The sequence below is a fragment of the Edaphocola aurantiacus genome (genome assembly GCF_019797745.1).
In the GTDB taxonomy this organism is placed as follows: domain Bacteria; phylum Bacteroidota; class Bacteroidia; order Chitinophagales; family Chitinophagaceae; genus Edaphocola; species Edaphocola aurantiacus.
Genome location: NZ_VOSI01000001.1, coordinates 21873 through 37902, shown reverse-complemented (window position 1 = coordinate 37902; position 16030 = coordinate 21873). Strand labels below are relative to the sequence as shown.

Annotated in this window: 16 protein-coding genes; 9 read left to right on the top strand and 7 right to left on the bottom strand. The window is 42.6% G+C overall.

Features of this window, described 5'->3' with window-relative positions; translation table 11 throughout:
• Positions 1-146 precede the first annotated feature (146 nt).
• Positions 147-1544 carry a hypothetical protein gene (locus FTD44_RS00190; protein WP_222164615.1) on the top strand — a complete coding sequence of 466 codons (1398 nt, stop codon included), beginning with the start codon at positions 147-149 and terminating at the stop codon, positions 1542-1544.
• 157 nt (positions 1545-1701) lie between these two features.
• A complete protein-coding gene (locus tag FTD44_RS00185; protein ID WP_222164614.1) occupies positions 1702-2427 on the top strand; it encodes a fatty acid desaturase in 726 nt (241 codons plus the stop codon).
• A 76-nt stretch (positions 2428-2503) separates the two neighbouring features.
• Here FTD44_RS00185 and FTD44_RS00180 read toward each other — a convergent pair whose 3' ends face one another.
• The 3 genes from FTD44_RS00180 to FTD44_RS00170 form a co-directional block, all read right to left on the bottom strand.
• Entirely contained in the window at positions 2504-2695 is a 192-nt protein-coding gene (locus tag FTD44_RS00180; protein WP_222164613.1) for a cold-shock protein, read from the bottom strand.
• Between the two features lie 28 nt (positions 2696-2723).
• Positions 2724-3158 (bottom strand): cold-shock protein, encoded by a 435-nt coding sequence (locus FTD44_RS00175; protein ID WP_129021249.1) that lies wholly within the window; start codon positions 3156-3158, stop codon positions 2724-2726.
• A 389-nt stretch (positions 3159-3547) separates the two neighbouring features.
• On the bottom strand, positions 3548-4723 hold the full coding sequence (locus FTD44_RS00170; protein ID WP_129021250.1) for an acyl-CoA dehydrogenase family protein: 1176 nt from the start codon (positions 4721-4723) through the stop codon (positions 3548-3550).
• A 337-nt stretch (positions 4724-5060) separates the two neighbouring features.
• Here FTD44_RS00170 and FTD44_RS00165 point away from each other — a divergent pair, with 337 nt between their 5' ends.
• On the top strand, positions 5061-5918 hold the full coding sequence (locus tag FTD44_RS00165) for a sigma-70 family RNA polymerase sigma factor (protein ID WP_124634262.1): 858 nt from the start codon (positions 5061-5063) through the stop codon (positions 5916-5918).
• Between the two features lie 119 nt (positions 5919-6037).
• Here the strand turns inward: FTD44_RS00165 and FTD44_RS00160 are convergent, their stop codons facing one another.
• The 3 genes from FTD44_RS00160 to rsfS all read right to left on the bottom strand — a co-directional run bounded on the left by FTD44_RS00160 (position 6038) and on the right by rsfS (position 9154).
• On the bottom strand, positions 6038-6544 hold the full coding sequence (locus FTD44_RS00160; RefSeq protein ID WP_222164612.1) for a DUF4476 domain-containing protein: 507 nt from the start codon (positions 6542-6544) through the stop codon (positions 6038-6040).
• A gap of 129 nt (positions 6545-6673) precedes the next feature.
• Positions 6674-8698, bottom strand: coding sequence for an ATP-dependent zinc metalloprotease FtsH (gene ftsH, locus FTD44_RS00155; protein ID WP_246625299.1), 2025 nt, complete (start codon positions 8696-8698; stop codon positions 6674-6676).
• 48 nt (positions 8699-8746) lie between these two features.
• Positions 8747-9154, bottom strand: a complete 408-nt coding sequence (gene rsfS, locus FTD44_RS00150; protein ID WP_129021253.1) for a ribosome silencing factor — start codon at positions 9152-9154, stop codon at positions 8747-8749.
• 64 nt (positions 9155-9218) lie between these two features.
• Between rsfS and FTD44_RS00145 the strand changes: the two genes are divergently transcribed.
• The 5 genes from FTD44_RS00145 (at position 9219) to FTD44_RS00125 (ending at position 13043) form a co-directional block, all read left to right on the top strand.
• A complete protein-coding gene (locus FTD44_RS00145) occupies positions 9219-9986 on the top strand; it encodes a biotin--[acetyl-CoA-carboxylase] ligase (RefSeq protein ID WP_222164611.1) in 768 nt (255 codons plus the stop codon).
• 66 nt (positions 9987-10052) lie between these two features.
• Positions 10053-10565 carry an LptE family protein gene (locus FTD44_RS00140; protein ID WP_222164610.1) on the top strand — a complete coding sequence of 171 codons (513 nt, stop codon included), beginning with the start codon at positions 10053-10055 and terminating at the stop codon, positions 10563-10565.
• A 12-nt stretch (positions 10566-10577) separates the two neighbouring features.
• Entirely contained in the window at positions 10578-11423 is an 846-nt protein-coding gene (locus FTD44_RS00135) for a hypothetical protein (protein ID WP_222164609.1), read from the top strand.
• Position 11424: 1 nt separating this feature from the next.
• Complete coding sequence (secG, locus tag FTD44_RS00130; protein WP_222164608.1) at positions 11425-11736, top strand: preprotein translocase subunit SecG; 312 nt, start codon at positions 11425-11427, stop codon at positions 11734-11736.
• Positions 11737-11903: 167 nt separating this feature from the next.
• The gene (locus FTD44_RS00125) at positions 11904-13043 is read left to right on the top strand and encodes an acyl-CoA dehydrogenase (protein WP_129021258.1); all 1140 of its coding nucleotides are present in this window, start codon (positions 11904-11906) and stop codon (positions 13041-13043) included.
• 265 nt (positions 13044-13308) lie between these two features.
• Here the strand turns inward: FTD44_RS00125 and FTD44_RS00120 are convergent, their stop codons facing one another.
• On the bottom strand, positions 13309-14238 hold the full coding sequence (locus FTD44_RS00120) for a helix-turn-helix transcriptional regulator (protein WP_222164607.1): 930 nt from the start codon (positions 14236-14238) through the stop codon (positions 13309-13311).
• Positions 14239-14427: 189 nt separating this feature from the next.
• Between FTD44_RS00120 and FTD44_RS00115 the strand changes: the two genes are divergently transcribed.
• Entirely contained in the window at positions 14428-15933 is a 1506-nt protein-coding gene (locus tag FTD44_RS00115; RefSeq protein WP_222164606.1) for an aldehyde dehydrogenase family protein, read from the top strand.
• The last annotated feature ends 97 nt before the right edge of the window (positions 15934-16030 follow it).

Here is a 16030-nt window from a genome sequence, read left to right as displayed (position 1 = left end):
ATATATCAAAACCGGTTGTAACGTTAAGTTGCAACCGGTTTTGTGTTTTTCCGGAGTAGCATTATGGAGAAGTATACTTTTTTATAAGTACTTTGCGTTTTGTCTATTTATTATCACCAATTGGAGACTTTATTTATATACAGCATATGAGGATAATTTTTACCATTCTGTTTTGTGCGGGCTTTATCGGGAATAGTGCCTGCAGTCAGCAACATATTGATTTTAATGTTCGTTTTTCGGAATTATATGCCACGTATGATTTTATGATGAAGATCTCAGACAATTATCCCGATAATGAACTGAAGACAATTTTTGAGCAGTCTGCATACAATACCGCGTCCAACAGGGAAGGGCTCAGGCATTTTGAACAATTGCCGATTGACTATGCTTACGCTTTCCCGCAATTCCCCAAAACAATGAAAACCGGCCTCATGTCGCGTGATATACTGGAGCGAAACCTGGTGTTGAGCGACTCTGTACCGGCGTTTCTGAATCGCTCGATAGGTATATTGCCAGCTAATGATCTGATGATATTTGCACAGCTATTGCAGCAGTTTATTCCGGTTTATAGATCACTTATTCTGCTACCATATAAAGATAAATTCGCGCTGCAGCAGCAATCTTTACAGGCCTATGCTGATAAGGGAATACTGGCTGATTTTCTTACACTGGGACTTGCATTCTACAATACAAAATGGGACCCTGCTGTTCCCTTTGAAATATGCGTGCAGCCCGCTATGGAAGCGGATCATCTTGGGGCCCGTGCGTTCCTCAATATTGCGGTATGTGAACCACCTGTAGGACTAAAAGATCATAAGTCTTTTTTCAGTGTTGCTATGCATGAAATATATCATATCGTTTATGATAACCAATCGCTCGAAGTGAAGCAGAATATCAAGGGTTGGTTTGCAGCAACCAATTCGCCTAACCGTCAGTATGCCTTACTGCTCCTGAACGAAGTGCTGGCTACTGCACTGGGCAATGCTTATGTTATGGATTCACTGAATGGCACTATAAAAGAAGACGACTGGTATGCAAATAAGTATATCACTGCGATGGCAAAAGAAATCTATCCTGTATTAAAAACATATATCAGGGATAAGCAACCCATAGATGAGGCGTTTATACGTAAGTATGTAGCGATTTATGACAGGCAGTTTCCCAATTGGACTAAAGAGCTGGATCACCTGATGACCTACCGGTATGTTATTACAGACGATCAGCAGGATCTGAATTATATCAACAAAACCTATCGCTATTATTCCTACAAAAGATCTGGCGTTCCTTTTTCAATAGCAGAGGCCGATCGGGTAAGACAGGAGCCGGTTACCAAGGTATTTATAATATCCCGTAATCATAAAGAAATTCTGGCAGCATTGAGACAGCAGTATACAGTATTACAGAAACATGCTTTTAATTATAAAAAGGAGTTTATACATGTAAGTATACTGGAAGATCAGACAAGGCTCATGATCATAAACCGTCATGCATCATCGACAGCTACGCTTATGAATAACTGGTTTCCCGGTAAAGTATTGCCTTAATATATCCATACCGCAATAAGTTTCTGACATATGACATTTGATTTATAATAACCTTTTCTTATATTGCGTTAATATATTGTAATTCATTACTTAAAATTTAGTCTATTAAACACCATATCTATCTGTTGTTTTCTATTCTATCAAAACAACATTTTTTATGGCGCTTTTGATCTTCTTTACCATTCATTGGTATACCTCTTTATTTTTTCAATCCGTATTCCACCATCGTTATGCAGCCCATAATATGTTTACGATGTCAAAGGGCTGGGAGCGGTTGTTTTTCTTCGGTTGTTTCATCACACAGGGTTCTTCCTATATCAGTGCTTATACTTACGGGCTGATGCACAGATTACATCATGCCTATACCGATAAGCCTGAAGATCCGCACTCACCACATAATGAACCTAATCCGTTTATGATGATGTGGCTGACAAGAACCAGTTATTTTAATATCTATATCGGGAAAAGGGTAGTGGAAGAAAAGTATAAAAAGAATCTTCCGGACTGGCAGGCATTTGATAAAATCGCCCACAGTGGTATTGCGCGCTTATGCTGGGTAGCAATATATTTTGCAATCTATATGTCGCTGGCTACTGAATGGTGGTACTGGTTATTATTCCCGGTTACTATTGCAATGGGCTCCTTCCAGGGAATGATTGTAAACTGGTGGGCACATAAGTTCGGTTACGAAAATTTTGAAATGACCAATACCTCTAAGAACATCCTTCCTGTCGATTTAGTATTCTGGGGTGAAGCTTATCATAATAATCATCATAAGCATCCTCATAAGCCCAATAATGCCTCTAAATGGTTTGAGTGGGATATGGGATTCCAGGCGATGAAAGCATTGCAATTCATGAGGGTAATTAAGATCAGATCATAATCCCTTAACAGGGTACATAATAAAAAAGGAGTAAAGCCATAAGCTTTACTCCTTTTTGGGATAAATAATACTAATATTAAACTAATTTTATATTAACTGCATTTAATCCTTTTTTACCGTTTTGGGTATCGTACACTACTTTGTCATTTTCTTTTACATCAGAGGTTAATCCGCTAAAGTGAAAGAAGATATCTTCGCTTCCGTTAGATGGTGTAATGAAACCGAAACCCTTTGTTTCGTTGAAGAACTTAACTGTACCTTCTTGCATGGTTATATTGATTTAAATTGTAAACTGCTTATTTAATTTTTTTTACGTTAACGGCACTGTATCCGTTTGGCGTTTTCTTTTTGAAAAAGGACACTCTGTCTTTTTCCTGTATCGGCTCCTTGAATTTGCTTACGTGTACGAAAACGGTATTTCTGCTGTTATCTTCAGTGATGAAACCGTAGTCTTTGTCTGTAAACAGCAATGAAACCATTCCTGTATAAATTGTATCGTCTGGCGCTTCGTCAAAATTTCTTCTGTGATCCTGTGCTGCTGGCTTCCTGATTTGTTGCTGATCCGGTGGAACATCTGTCAGGTTACCGTTTTCGTCCAGGTACACAGTCATTTCCTCTAGACTTTTCCCCTTATCGTTGTTTGTTTTTCTGTCTTCTTTCTTTTCAGCCTTATCCTGTTTTTTCTTTGCTTTTTTCTTCTCTCTTTCCTTTTTTGAAAAAGTATCTGCCATGCTTAGATTAATTGTTTTTTTATTAATGAATTACGCTGGTTCTCCTGTGAGCCAGGCCTTATTTGTTTACTATTTAACTTTCGCCAGAGTATCGTATTGAATGACCAATGACGGAAATGATAATGTAGTAGTTTAAAGCGAGAACTGAGGCGGGAGCAGTAATAAATTATTGATACAATCAGCTAAAGTAAAGGCCGAAACCTACTATTGAATTGCAAAGGTAGTGTATTTTCTAATAATAAAAAAATATAATATTTTCTTTTGCATGATATGAGATGCATTATACTGGCGGGAATGCAGGCCAGGCCTGATGATAAGCCTATTTTTATAAAATTATAAAGGCCCGCAAATTTTTGCGGGCCTTTATAATTTTATAAACTTGTTTGTGCTTATTTGAATGCGCTTAAACCAGTTACATCTTGTCCGGTAATCAGCAGATGGATGTCATGTGTACCTTCATAAGTAATTACAGACTCCAGGTTCATTGAGTGACGCATAATGCTATACTCACCAGTGATACCCATACCACCTAAGATCTGGCGTGCTTCGCGTGCAATGTTGATGGCAACATCACAGCTGTTGCGTTTAGCCATAGAGATTTGCGCCGGTGTTGCACGACCTTCATTTCTCAGCTGGCCTAAGCGCCATACCAGTAACTGACCTTTAGTGATTTCAGTAATCATTTCAGCCAGTTTCTTTTGTGTCAGTTGGAAGCCACCGATAGGGCGGTCAAATTGGATACGTTGCTGCGAATAACGCAGTGCTGTATCATAACAGTCCATACCGGCACCCAGGGCACCCCAGGCAATACCAAAGCGTGCGCTGGACAGACAGCCCAAAGGACCTTTCAGCCCTTGTACGCCAGGCAGGATATTTTCTTTAGGAACTTTTACATTATCAAACACCAGTTCTCCGGTAGCAGAAGCACGTAAGCTCCATTTGCCATGTGTTTCCGGAGTAGTGAAGCCTTCCATACCGCGCTCAACAATCAGACCCTGGATCTTGCCTTGCGGGTTTCTTGCCCATACTACAGCGATATCTGCAAATGGTGCATTGGAGATCCACATTTTAGAACCGTTCAGGATCACGTGACTGCCCGCATCGGTAAAGTTGGTCAGCATACCGGCAGGGTTAGAACCGAAATCAGGCTCGGTAAGGCCGAAACAGCCCATCATTTCACCCGAAGCCAGTTTAGGTAAGTATTTTTTCTTTTGCTCTTCAGAACCGTACGTGTAGATCGGGTACATTACCAGCGACCCTTGTACAGAAGCAGTAGAACGAACGCCGGAATCACCGCGTTCCAGCTCCTGCATCATAATACCATAGGTCATATAATCCAGTCCCGGACCACCATACTCTTCCGGTACAAACGGACCAAAACAACCTTGCTCTCCCAGGCCTTTAATGATCTGGCTTGGAAATGCAGCACGTTGCGCATAATCTTCAATTATTGGGGAGATATCTTTCTTTACAAATGCCCTTACCGAATCGCGAATTACTTTTTGTTCATCGGTTAAAAACTCGTCTAATAAATAATAATCCGGATGTTGATACAGATCTTGCATATTGATTTTGAGATTTTTTTGAAATTCGGACAAAGTTAACGTTTTGGATTGATCTACGCTTCATTTTTCAAAGAATCTTATTTGTGGCAGTTATAGTCTTTTTTAACAAGGTAATGTCTGCAAATTGTGTTAATTTTGCGCCGCCAAGGTAAACATGACAGCCGGATGCCGTTCCGGTACGATTTTTGCGGTATATTAAATGTATGTACAAACAAACATTTAACATATTAATTTCATATGAAAGCTTTGAAATGTATCGTTAGGATTGTATGTTTATCCCGGAATTGCAGGAGACAATGTGCGGGCGTTTTACTTCTAAAAATATCTATTATATAATATGAGACAACTCAAGATTGCAACCCAGATTACGAACAGAGATTCGCAGGCCGTTGAGAAATATCTTCAGGAGATCAGTCGTATTTCGATGATCACTCCGGAAGAAGAGACTATACTGGCCCAAAAGATCCACATGGGGGATCAGCGTGCTCTGGAGAAGCTGGTGAAAGCCAACTTACGTTTTGTAGTATCGGTTGCGAAACAATATCAACACCAGGGTCTTTCTTTAAGTGATCTGATCAATGAAGGTAACCTGGGTTTGATTAAAGCGGCACAACGTTTCGATGAGACCAAGGGCTTTAAATTCATTTCTTATGCGGTATGGTGGATTCGTCAGAGCATCCTGCAGGCATTAGCAGAGCAGGGACGTCTGGTACGTCTGCCTCAAAATAAAATCGGTACTTATAACAAAGCCAACAAAGCCTATATTGCTTTCGAACAGGAACATGAGCGCGAGCCAAGCACAGAAGAGCTGGCCAGCATCCTGGAAATGAGCGAAACAGAGATTGCGAATATCTTCAGCAGCAACAGCCGCCACACCTCACTGGATGCGCCGGTACATGAAGCCGAAGATGTGGCTATGGGTGACCTGCTGGAAGGCAGCAGCGATACCGATGATGATGTAATGAAAGATTCTCTGAAAGCAGAGATTCAGCGCATCCTGAAATCATTAAGTGTTCGTGAAGCTGAAATCATCTCTTCTTACTTCGGTCTGGAAGGCGATAATGGCCCGACAATCGAAGAAATCGGTAAAAAATACGACCTTACTAAAGAGCGTATCCGCCAGATCAAAGAAAGAGCGATCAAACGCCTGCAAAAAGCGCGTTACAGTGGATCGTTGAAATCTTATTTAGGTTAATAAGAACGAATAACCTAAACAAAAAATAAAGCGTGGTATATATACCACGCTTTATTTTTTATAACTGAAGTAAGTATCATGATAGCAGCACTTGTCTGAACCGGTGCTGTTATGCCTTCTTAGCGGTTCGGATTGGTCGCATTGACATAATCCCATACCTTATCCTTATTAGCGGAAAATGTAAGGGTATTAATGGCTTTAAAGTACATGCCCTTGTCTACACAATTTGCATAAGCGCTTTTCAATAAATCTACCTTACCATCTTCAAAGCTGAACCGCTTGCTGATGGCAGCAATCTGATCAGAAGACAGGTAATTATTGCTGCTGATGAATATGGCCATACGCAGTTTGTCCTTATCAAATGCCTGTTTATTGATCTCTGTCAGTGCATCGGCAAAATCCATATCGCTCATTGCAAACCGGGTAGTAACTGGACGTCCGCCACAAAGACAATTGCCGTTACATGGTCTGCCGTATTGTACATCCGGATTAGGGCGGCTACCGTATTCTGGACGATTCTGATTGCCATAATCGGGGCGGTTCTGGTTGCGGTTATTCTGCTGTGCATTCATGGTGCCTGTCCATAAGAGTAGGGCGGCAAGAGGTAGTAAGGCTCTTTTCATCATTTTCTGTTATTATTTAGGGGTTGAGTATTCAGGTTGCAATATTAAGACACCGGGTGGAGATAAAAGTTTATTGCAATAAAAAAAGTTCAGGATTTTTTTCCTGAACTTTTTTTATAATGTATTGATTACTTATGCATTAAAGGTAACCGGATCAATAGCCGGAGGGGCAGTATTACCATTTTCCGGGAAGAACGGTGTGTCCTGCGGATCTTCAAATGGTCTCTGGCCGATCAGGCGCTCCAGGTCATCTTTATATAAGACTTCTTTTTTCAATAATTCTTCAGCAACCAATTCTACTTCTTTGCGTTTTTCAGAAAGTAATGCTTTTGCTCTCAGGTATGCCTTGTCTGACAATAGTTTTACTTCCTGGTCGATGATCTTGCCGGTTTCTTCACTATAAGGCTTCTGGAAGCTACCTTCGCTTTGCGGATCATAGAAAGAAATGTTACCGATCTTGTCATTCATACCATATATGCTTACCATAGCATAGGCAGTACGGGTTACTTGTTGCAGATCGCTCAATGCACCTGTAGAGATCTTACCAAAGAAGATTTCTTCGCTGGCACGACCACCAAGGGTCATACACATATCATCTTCCAGTTCCTGTGTTAAGGTCAGGTATTTCTCTTTAGGCAGGTATTGTGCAAAGCCCAGTGCAGCGGTACCTCTCGGTACGATAGTAACTTTTACCAGTGGGTGTGCGTGCTCCAGGAACCATCCTGCTACGGCATGACCCGCTTCGTGGTAAGCAATTACTTTTTTCTCTTCTGGTTGAATGATCTTGTTTTTCTTTTCCAGACCACCGATGATACGGTCAATTGCATCATTGAAGTCCTTCATATCTACCTCTGTCTTACCGTTACGGGCAGCGATCAGGGCAGCTTCATTACATACATTCGCGATGTCTGCACCCGCAAAACCAGGTGTCTGGATGGCCAGTTTCTGCACATCAAGGTTAGCTGATTTCTTGATCGGGGTAAGGTGCACCTGGAATATTTTTTCTCTTCCTTTAGCATCCGGCAGGTCGATAGAGATCTGACGGTCGAAACGACCCGGACGTAATAAAGCCGCATCCAGTACATCTGGTCTGTTGGTCGCTGCAAGGATAATGATACCACTATCTCCGCTAAAGCCATCCATTTCTACCAGCATCTGGTTCAGCGTATTTTCACGCTCATCATTACTCATTACCGCATTCTTGCCTCTTGCACGGCCGATCGCATCAATCTCATCGATAAATACGATACATGGTGCTTTTTCGCGTGCCTGCTTAAATAAGTCTCTTACGCGGCTGGCACCTACACCTACGAACATCTCTACGAAATCGGAACCCGACATAGAGAAGAACGGCACCTGTGCTTCACCGGCAACAGCTTTAGCCAGCAAGGTTTTACCCGTTCCCGGAGGGCCTACAAGTAGGGCTCCTTTGGGGATTTTACCGCCGAGATTAGTATATTTTTTAGGATTTTTCAGGAAATCGACAATCTCCATGATCTCCACTTTTGCTTCGTCAAGTCCGGCAACATCATTGAAGGTGATATTAACCATAGTGCCTTTTTCAAACAACTGTGCTTTAGACTTACCGATGTTGAAGATACCACCACCTGCAGGACCTGCGCCACCGCTGCTCATTTTGCGGAACATGATCAGTATACCGATCAGTACGATTGCCGGCAGGATCAGTTGTGTAAGGAAGGCAAAAGGATTACCTCTGTCTTCCAGGAACACCGGTACTTCAGGTTTGTTTTCAGCCTTCAGCTGTTTCATAACCTCCTGGTAATTGTCATTAAAGACCTCGTATTTACCAATATTGAAGGCAAAATCAAATGCGCCGTCCTTGTTGGACATCAGCATATCATAACGATCATTGCGCTTCGGTTTCTCTTTCGCCCAGTCTTTCAGGAAAACCTCCGCTACCTGGTTGTTTACAATAACAACTTTATCGACTTTATTCTGCAGCAGAAATTCGTTCTGGAATTGCAGGAAAGAAATTTCTTTATTCTTTCCGCCACCAAGACTGATAAACTGCATACCGATTATAATCGCTAAAATAATGCCATAAATCCAGTAGAAAGAGGTCTTTGGTTTTTTGCCCTGATTGTTATTATTCATCCCCGGCTGTTGCGGGGTCTTCTTATTATTAAGCTCGTCCATTGTCTGTTTTGTATTAGTAATAGGGAGGCCATGACGTGTTTCGTATGGCTATGGGTGCTCCTGCTTTTCAGCATCCAGCCACAGACTTTCGATATCGTAGAATTTGCGTTCTTCCGTTTGGAATACGTGTACCACAATATTTACATAGTCTACCAGGGTCCATTGCTGACCAGGCTCTGCATGGTAAGGTTTTTCGCCGCATTCTTTGCGCACTTCTTCCTCAATGTGCTGCGCAATGGCTTTCACCTGAATGTGTGTTTGCGCATCACAGACAATGAAAAAGTCCGCTACCGCTTCTTCGATATTACGCAGATCGAGTGAAACGATACGTTCTCCTTTCTTGTCCTCAATGGCCGAAATGATAGTTTTGAAAATGGCGCTGTCCCGGGTTACTCTTTGTTGTGCTTTTCTTACTACAGCTTTTTTGTCTGCCGCACCTGATTGATTATTGTCCAATACTAGTTTATAAATTGAAAATTAAAAATCTAATTTTATATTGCGTCCAAAATTAAGAAATCTTTTGGCAATTAACACTGTTAAAGCTTATCCAAATTGGTTGCATTATTTACCTACAGTAGATAGCACCAATATCTATGCCACAAGACTGGCAGAGGACGGATTGGCACATCATGGCGAAGTCGTATGGGCACTGGATCAGACGCAGGGCAGGGGACAAAGAGGCAAGCAATGGGATACCCGGCCCGGAGAAAATGTCATGATGAGCCTGATAGTACAGCCCACAGGGGCACTGACCCGCTCACCCGCTCACCTCAATATGATGGTGGCTGCAACCATCGCGCGCTATTTTGAAGCCATCGGTAAAAACTGGACAGTACATATTAAGTGGCCCAATGACATTTATGTCAATGACAAAAAGGCAGTAGGGATTCTGATTGAAAATGCATTCCGTGGAATGCAATGGACCAATGCTGTGATCGGTATTGGCATCAATGTAAACCAGACCGACTTTAACCCGGAGCTGACCAGGGCAACCTCCCTCAAAGCAGAATCGGGCAAGGAGTACGATCTTTTTGAGATCATTAATGATCTGCGCAGCGGCCTGCTCAATGAACTGATCTATTATAAACCAGAATTATTTAAACATACTTTACAGCAATACAATCAATTCCTGTACAAAAGAGGCGAAGAAGTACGTTTTACTCATATGCCGGACGGGACTGTATTTACGGCAAAGGTAATTGCGGTAAGTGGCGATGGTACGCTGATCCTGGAGCAGGAGGATGGTATGCATACCTATCCCTTTGGTAGTTTACAATGGCATTTGTAAGCAGCGTGTAATCTGCACAAGCTTTGCGGCCAATGCCGAAAAAATTAAATACTTTTGCATAATCGTATGAAGAACTGCATCAAAAACATTGCACTGATTCTAATGGCCTGCTTTTTCTGGCTTGGGTGTAAAGTATATTCTTTTACCGGCGCCAGTATTGCCGGTAAGACCATGAATGTGCAGAATCTCCAGAACAATTCGGCCAATGTGGTGCCTACACTGAGCCCTACACTGACCGACAAAATCAGGAGTCGCATTCTCTCCCAGACTGGTCTGGCACCGGTTCAGGGCCTTAATGCTGACTATGAGCTGAGTGGTGCGATAACCGGTTACAATGTAACGATTTCCGGTCTGGGTAGTGCCGAGCGGGCACAGGCCTCACAGAACCGACTGACCATTACGGTACAGATAGAGTTTAAAAACAAGCTGGATCCTAAAGCGAGCTTTAAGCAATCATTCAGCCGCTTTGCAGATTTTGGAGCGAACCAACAATTACAATCGGTAGAGAACAAACTTATAGAAGACATCGGAAACCAACTGGCTGATGATATCTTTAATAAGGCTTTTGTAAACTGGTAAACATTTTTCATTTTGATCTCAGGAACACAAATACACCATTGGCTGCAACAGCCCGATTTACTGCTACAGGAAGATAATACTGCTTTGAGAAAACTGGAGCAGGATTATCCTTATTTTTCCCTGGCACCTTTAATGGCACATTACCAGCAAGTGGGCAATGTAGTGAATCGTGATCTGCTGGAGATATATGGTTATAATCCCGTGGTTTTTCATTACTGGAAAGATAAAGAAGAGACCTGGGCCTCACTCATCAGCCAGGAGGTAGCAGATGCACCGGAAGCTGTGCCTGAAACGGTTATTGAAGAGCCTCTTGTGGCAGATAATGTTATTGCAGAGGAGGATTTCTTTACGCATGAGCTGACCTTTGACGCCCCGGCTGTAGATTATTTTGCCAAGCAGGGTATTGATGTATCTACAGACCTTCCCGAAAAAGAAGATCTGGAAGAAATGACTTTTCCGCATATTGATGCACAGGAAGATGATGAAGAAGATGTAGATAAATCTTTATTGGTGGTAATGAGTTTTGCAGAATGGTTACAGTTCCTGCAGCATAAAACCCGCCACGAGCAACAGGAAGAGCAGGAGAAGAGCGCATTGAAAGCCATGTGGCAGAGACAGAAACTGGCCGAAGCACTGGAAGAAGAAAGTGATGAAATACCGGCTTCAGTATTCGAAATGGCGGTCAATTCAATATCCCGTGAAGATGGCGTGGTCAGCGAATCTATGGCTATTGTTTATGCCAAACAGGGTAAGATCAGGGAATCGATCGAAATGTATCAAAAATTATGTTTGAAAAATCCAGATAAAAGTGTTTATTTTGCTCAGAAAATAGAAAATTTACAAAAAGAATTAAAATAAAATGACTAGCCTTTATATCATATTAATCATCGTAGCATGTGCTGTATTAGCATTCTTCATTCTGATCCAGAAGCCTAAAGGAGGCGGTCTTTCCGGTTCTTTCGGTAGTGTAGGTACCCAGGTTATGGGTGTACAGAAATCTGGTGATGTAATGGAAAAAGGTACCTGGTACACTGCAACAGCAATTATGTTACTGTGTATCTTATCTACATTCTCTCTGGGTATCGGACAGAACAAACCTTCTGCTAAAGAGCAACAACAGCAACAACAACAAGCTCCTGCTAAAAATCAGCAAGCTCCTGCACAGCAATAATTTTTGCCTGCAATATAAAATATTAAAAGGCCGCATATTTGCGGCCTTTTCCTTTGTATACAGCGGTATTCATATTAAGTAATATGAATCTGCTTTGATTTTAAGACAAAAGAATTATCTTTGTCGCGTCAAAAAAGACGCTTACATTTTTTAAACAAAATTACTTTATGAATTTCCAGTTTACAGAAGAGCAGCTGATGATCCAAAAGGCAGCTCGTGATTTCGCTCAAACAGAATTATTACCGGGTGTAGTTGAGCGTGATGATCAGCAAAAATTTCCTGCAGAGCAAATTAAGAAATTAGGAGAGCTGGGCTTTATGGGAATGATGGTAGATCCTAAATACGGCGGAGCTGGTATGGATACCGTTTCTTATGTATTGGCAATGGAAGAAATTTCTAAAGTAGATGCTTCAGCTTCTGTATGTATGAGCGTAAACAACTCATTGGTATGCTGGGGTCTGGAAAAATTCGGATCAGAAGAACAAAAACAACAATACTTAGTACCTCTGGCTAGTGGTCAGGCAATCGGTGCTTTCTTATTAAGCGAGCCGGAAGCGGGTTCTGATGCCACTTCTCAGCGCACTACTGCTGAAGATATGGGTGATTACTACCTGTTGAATGGTGTTAAAAACTGGATCACTAATGGTAATTCAGCTTCTTACTACCTGGTTATCGCACAAACACATGCAGATAAAGGGCACAAAGGTATCAATGCTTTCATCGTAGAAAAAGCTTGGGACGGTGTTACTGTAGGTGCTAAAGAAAATAAAATGGGTATTCGTGGTAGTGATACACACACTATCATGTTCCAGGATGTAAAAGTACCAAAAGCAAACCGTATCGGTGAAGACGGATTCGGATTCTCTTTTGCAATGAAAGTACTGAGTGGTGGCCGTATCGGTATCGCTTCTCAGGCATTAGGTATTGCAAGCGGTGCATTAGAACTGGCTACTAAATATTCTAAAGAGCGTAAAGCATTTGGTAAAGAGATCATGCACCACCAGGCTATCGCCTTCAAACTGGCAGATATGGCTACTGACGTAGAAGCAGCTCGTCTGTTATGTCTGAAAGCAGCATGGTTAAAAGATCAGCATGAGAACTATGATGTAGCTTCTGCTACAGCTAAACTGTTTGCTTCTCAGATCGCACAAACAGTAACTAACGAAGCGGTTCAGATCCACGGTGGTTACGGTTATGTAAAAGAATTCCACGTTGAACGCCTGATGCGTGATGCGAAGATCACTCAGATCTATGAAGGAACGAGCGAAGTGCAGAAAATCGTAATCAGCAGAAACCTGTTGAAATAATACAGCATCTGTTTATATAATAATAAAGGCTACCGATCCGGTAGCCTTTATTATTATATAGCTATTCGCATGTCGTACATTCTATTTATATCTTATTCGTCCTTTTGTCCGGCAACAAAAGGGTCCAAAATGCCTTTGTTTTCATCAAGGCAAAAGGTAGCATAAATTATAAATGTGCGCCCAAAGAATACATGTGCATTCGTTTTCTGAGCATAGGTACTTATGTACAATTTGACCTTTACCTTTTTATTTTTGAATTAAAGAATCAACCCGCGATCAGTAATGCATTCTGATAGCTTTTGGGCGTCATGCCCTCTGCCTGCTTAAAGGATTTGATAAAGTAATTGGTATCTGAAAACCCCGTCTGGTAGGCCACTTCCTTAATACTGGTATTAAAGCGCAGCAGGTTTTTTGCCTTGCTGATGCGCTCCTGGAGAATGTATTCATTGGGAGACATACCCAGCTCCTGGCGGAACAGTTTGAAGAAATTGGATTTGCTGATATAAGCCAGCTTTGCAATATTTTCGATCGACAACTTCAGGTGCAGGTTACTCTTGATGTATTCTATCACAAATGCCAGGCGGCCCGGCGTTTTTTTGCGCTGCTGGTTATTCTCAACCAGTTTACGTGCCTGTGTCTGCATCAGGCGTATCAGTAATTCCTTCAGTGCTAGATCAGCCATAATATCCTTCTGCATATTATCTTCCATTGCAATGCGCATGATATTATTTGTGGCAGAGGCCAGGGCAGTGCTGTTAAACAGGTAATAATCCTCCTCCCTTATATTCCAGCTGCTTTCCTCATCTACCTTGCCATACTGATGATTGAGGTATTGTAAGGTATGCTCCACAAACTCGGGACTGATACTGAGCGATATACATTGAGATGGTTGCTCATCAGAATCGGGGAAGTCAATCAACATGGTCTCTCCCGGTGCCACCAGTACACTCTCTCCCGGCAGGTATTCAAAGTAATCCGTTTTGTCCTCCAGCTTCATCACCTTTCTGCCCCGCAGCATAGCCGTATAAGCCATGTGCTGAAAGTGCAGCTTTACATCCCGTGCAGACTGGTGCGTCTCATAGATAGAGAACTCACAACTATTCATATTAAACGTGGTACGGTGCTCTACCAGGCTGCTCAATTGTTGCGGTAATTGCAGGCCAGGAATATCCGGTATAATACGTTGTTGTGCCATATGTTTGATTATGAATAGATTGGGAATAGGGTGATACTCAAATTTAAGCATTATTTGAGCCAGACGTAATAATAGAAATAAAATTTAACAGAAGCATGTGCTTAGACGATTTTACTATCCTAAAATACGATTTTGCTATCCTTTCCGTAAGGACATGGATAACTTAGACAAATATTAAAACAACAAATTATGTCAACAGTTATTAATCGTCCGAGCTTCTGGGAACAATATGACAACTATATCAATGGTCAGTGGACCCCGCCGGCCAACGGAAAATATTTCGATGTAATATCGCCGATAGACGGCAATGTATTTACCAAAGTGGCACACTCTTCTAAAGAAGACCTGGAACTGGCTGTAAATGCAGCGCATGAGGCTTTTAAGACCTGGGGTAAGACCTCCGCTACCGAGCGCAGCATCATCCTCAACAAAATTGCGGACCGTATGGAGGCCAACCTGCAGCAACTGGCCGCAGTAGAGACCATAGACAACGGTAAGGCCGTGAGAGAAACGCTGGCAGCCGATATACCACTGGCTATAGACCACTTCCGTTATTTTGCCGGTGTCATCCGTGCAGAGGAAGGTTCGCATACCGAATTAGATGAGCATACCGTATCCCTGATCGTACACGAGCCGCTGGGTGTAGTGGCACAGATCATTCCATGGAACTTTCCTATCCTGATGGCCGTATGGAAGCTGGCCCCGGCACTGGCCGCGGGTAACTGTGTGGTGCTGAAGCCAGCTGAGAGCACGCCGGTATCTATTATGGTACTGATGGAGCTGATCGGCGATCTGCTGCCTGCAGGTGTAGTCAATGTAGTGAATGGCTTTGGCGGAGAGCTGGGCCGGGCACTGGTTACCAATCCTAAGGTGTCCAAAGCGGCCTTTACGGGCTCTACCGCTACCGGCCGACTGGTCATGCAGTATGCTACAGAAAACATTATTCCTGTTACCCTGGAGCTGGGGGGTAAATCTCCTAATATCTTCTTCAGCTCTGTGATGGATCATGATGATGAATTCCTCGACAAAGCCATTGAAGGAGCTGTACTGTTTGCCCTGAACCAGGGCGAGATCTGTACCTGCCCTTCGCGCCTGCTCATACAGGAAGATATTTATGAAGCCTTTATTGCCAGAGTGATCGAACGCGTAAAAGCGATTAAAGTGGGTAACCCGCTGGACCCAACCGTAATGATGGGTGCACAAGCCTCTCAGATACAAAAAGACAAAATTGCTTCTTACATTAAACTGGGTAAGGAAGAAGGGGCAGAAGTGCTGACCGGCGGTGATATAAATCACCTGGGTGGCGATCTGGAGAATGGCTACTACATTCAACCAACCCTGTTTAAGGGACATAATAAAATGCGCATCTTCCAGGAAGAGATCTTCGGACCGGTACTGGCTGTAACCACCTTCAAAACGCAGGAAGAAGCTATTGAGATTGCCAACGATACTATGTACGGCTTAGGTGCCGGTGTGTGGACGCGCGATGCGCATGAACTGTACCGCGTACCAAGAGCGATCCAGGCCGGACGCATCTGGGTTAATCAGTACCATGCATATCCAGCAGGTGCACCGTTTGGCGGATATAAGCAATCCGGTATCGGCAGAGAGAATCATAAAATGATGCTGGCACACTACCGCCAGGCCAAAAACATGCTGATCTCTTACAACAAAAACAAACTCGGCTTCTTTTAAGCCATTGGTTATACGGTTGATTATGCTTTATGTAACACCTATCCTGTATGCACCACAACAGCTGTAGGTGGGTGTTTACAACGATTAGTGGCATGCT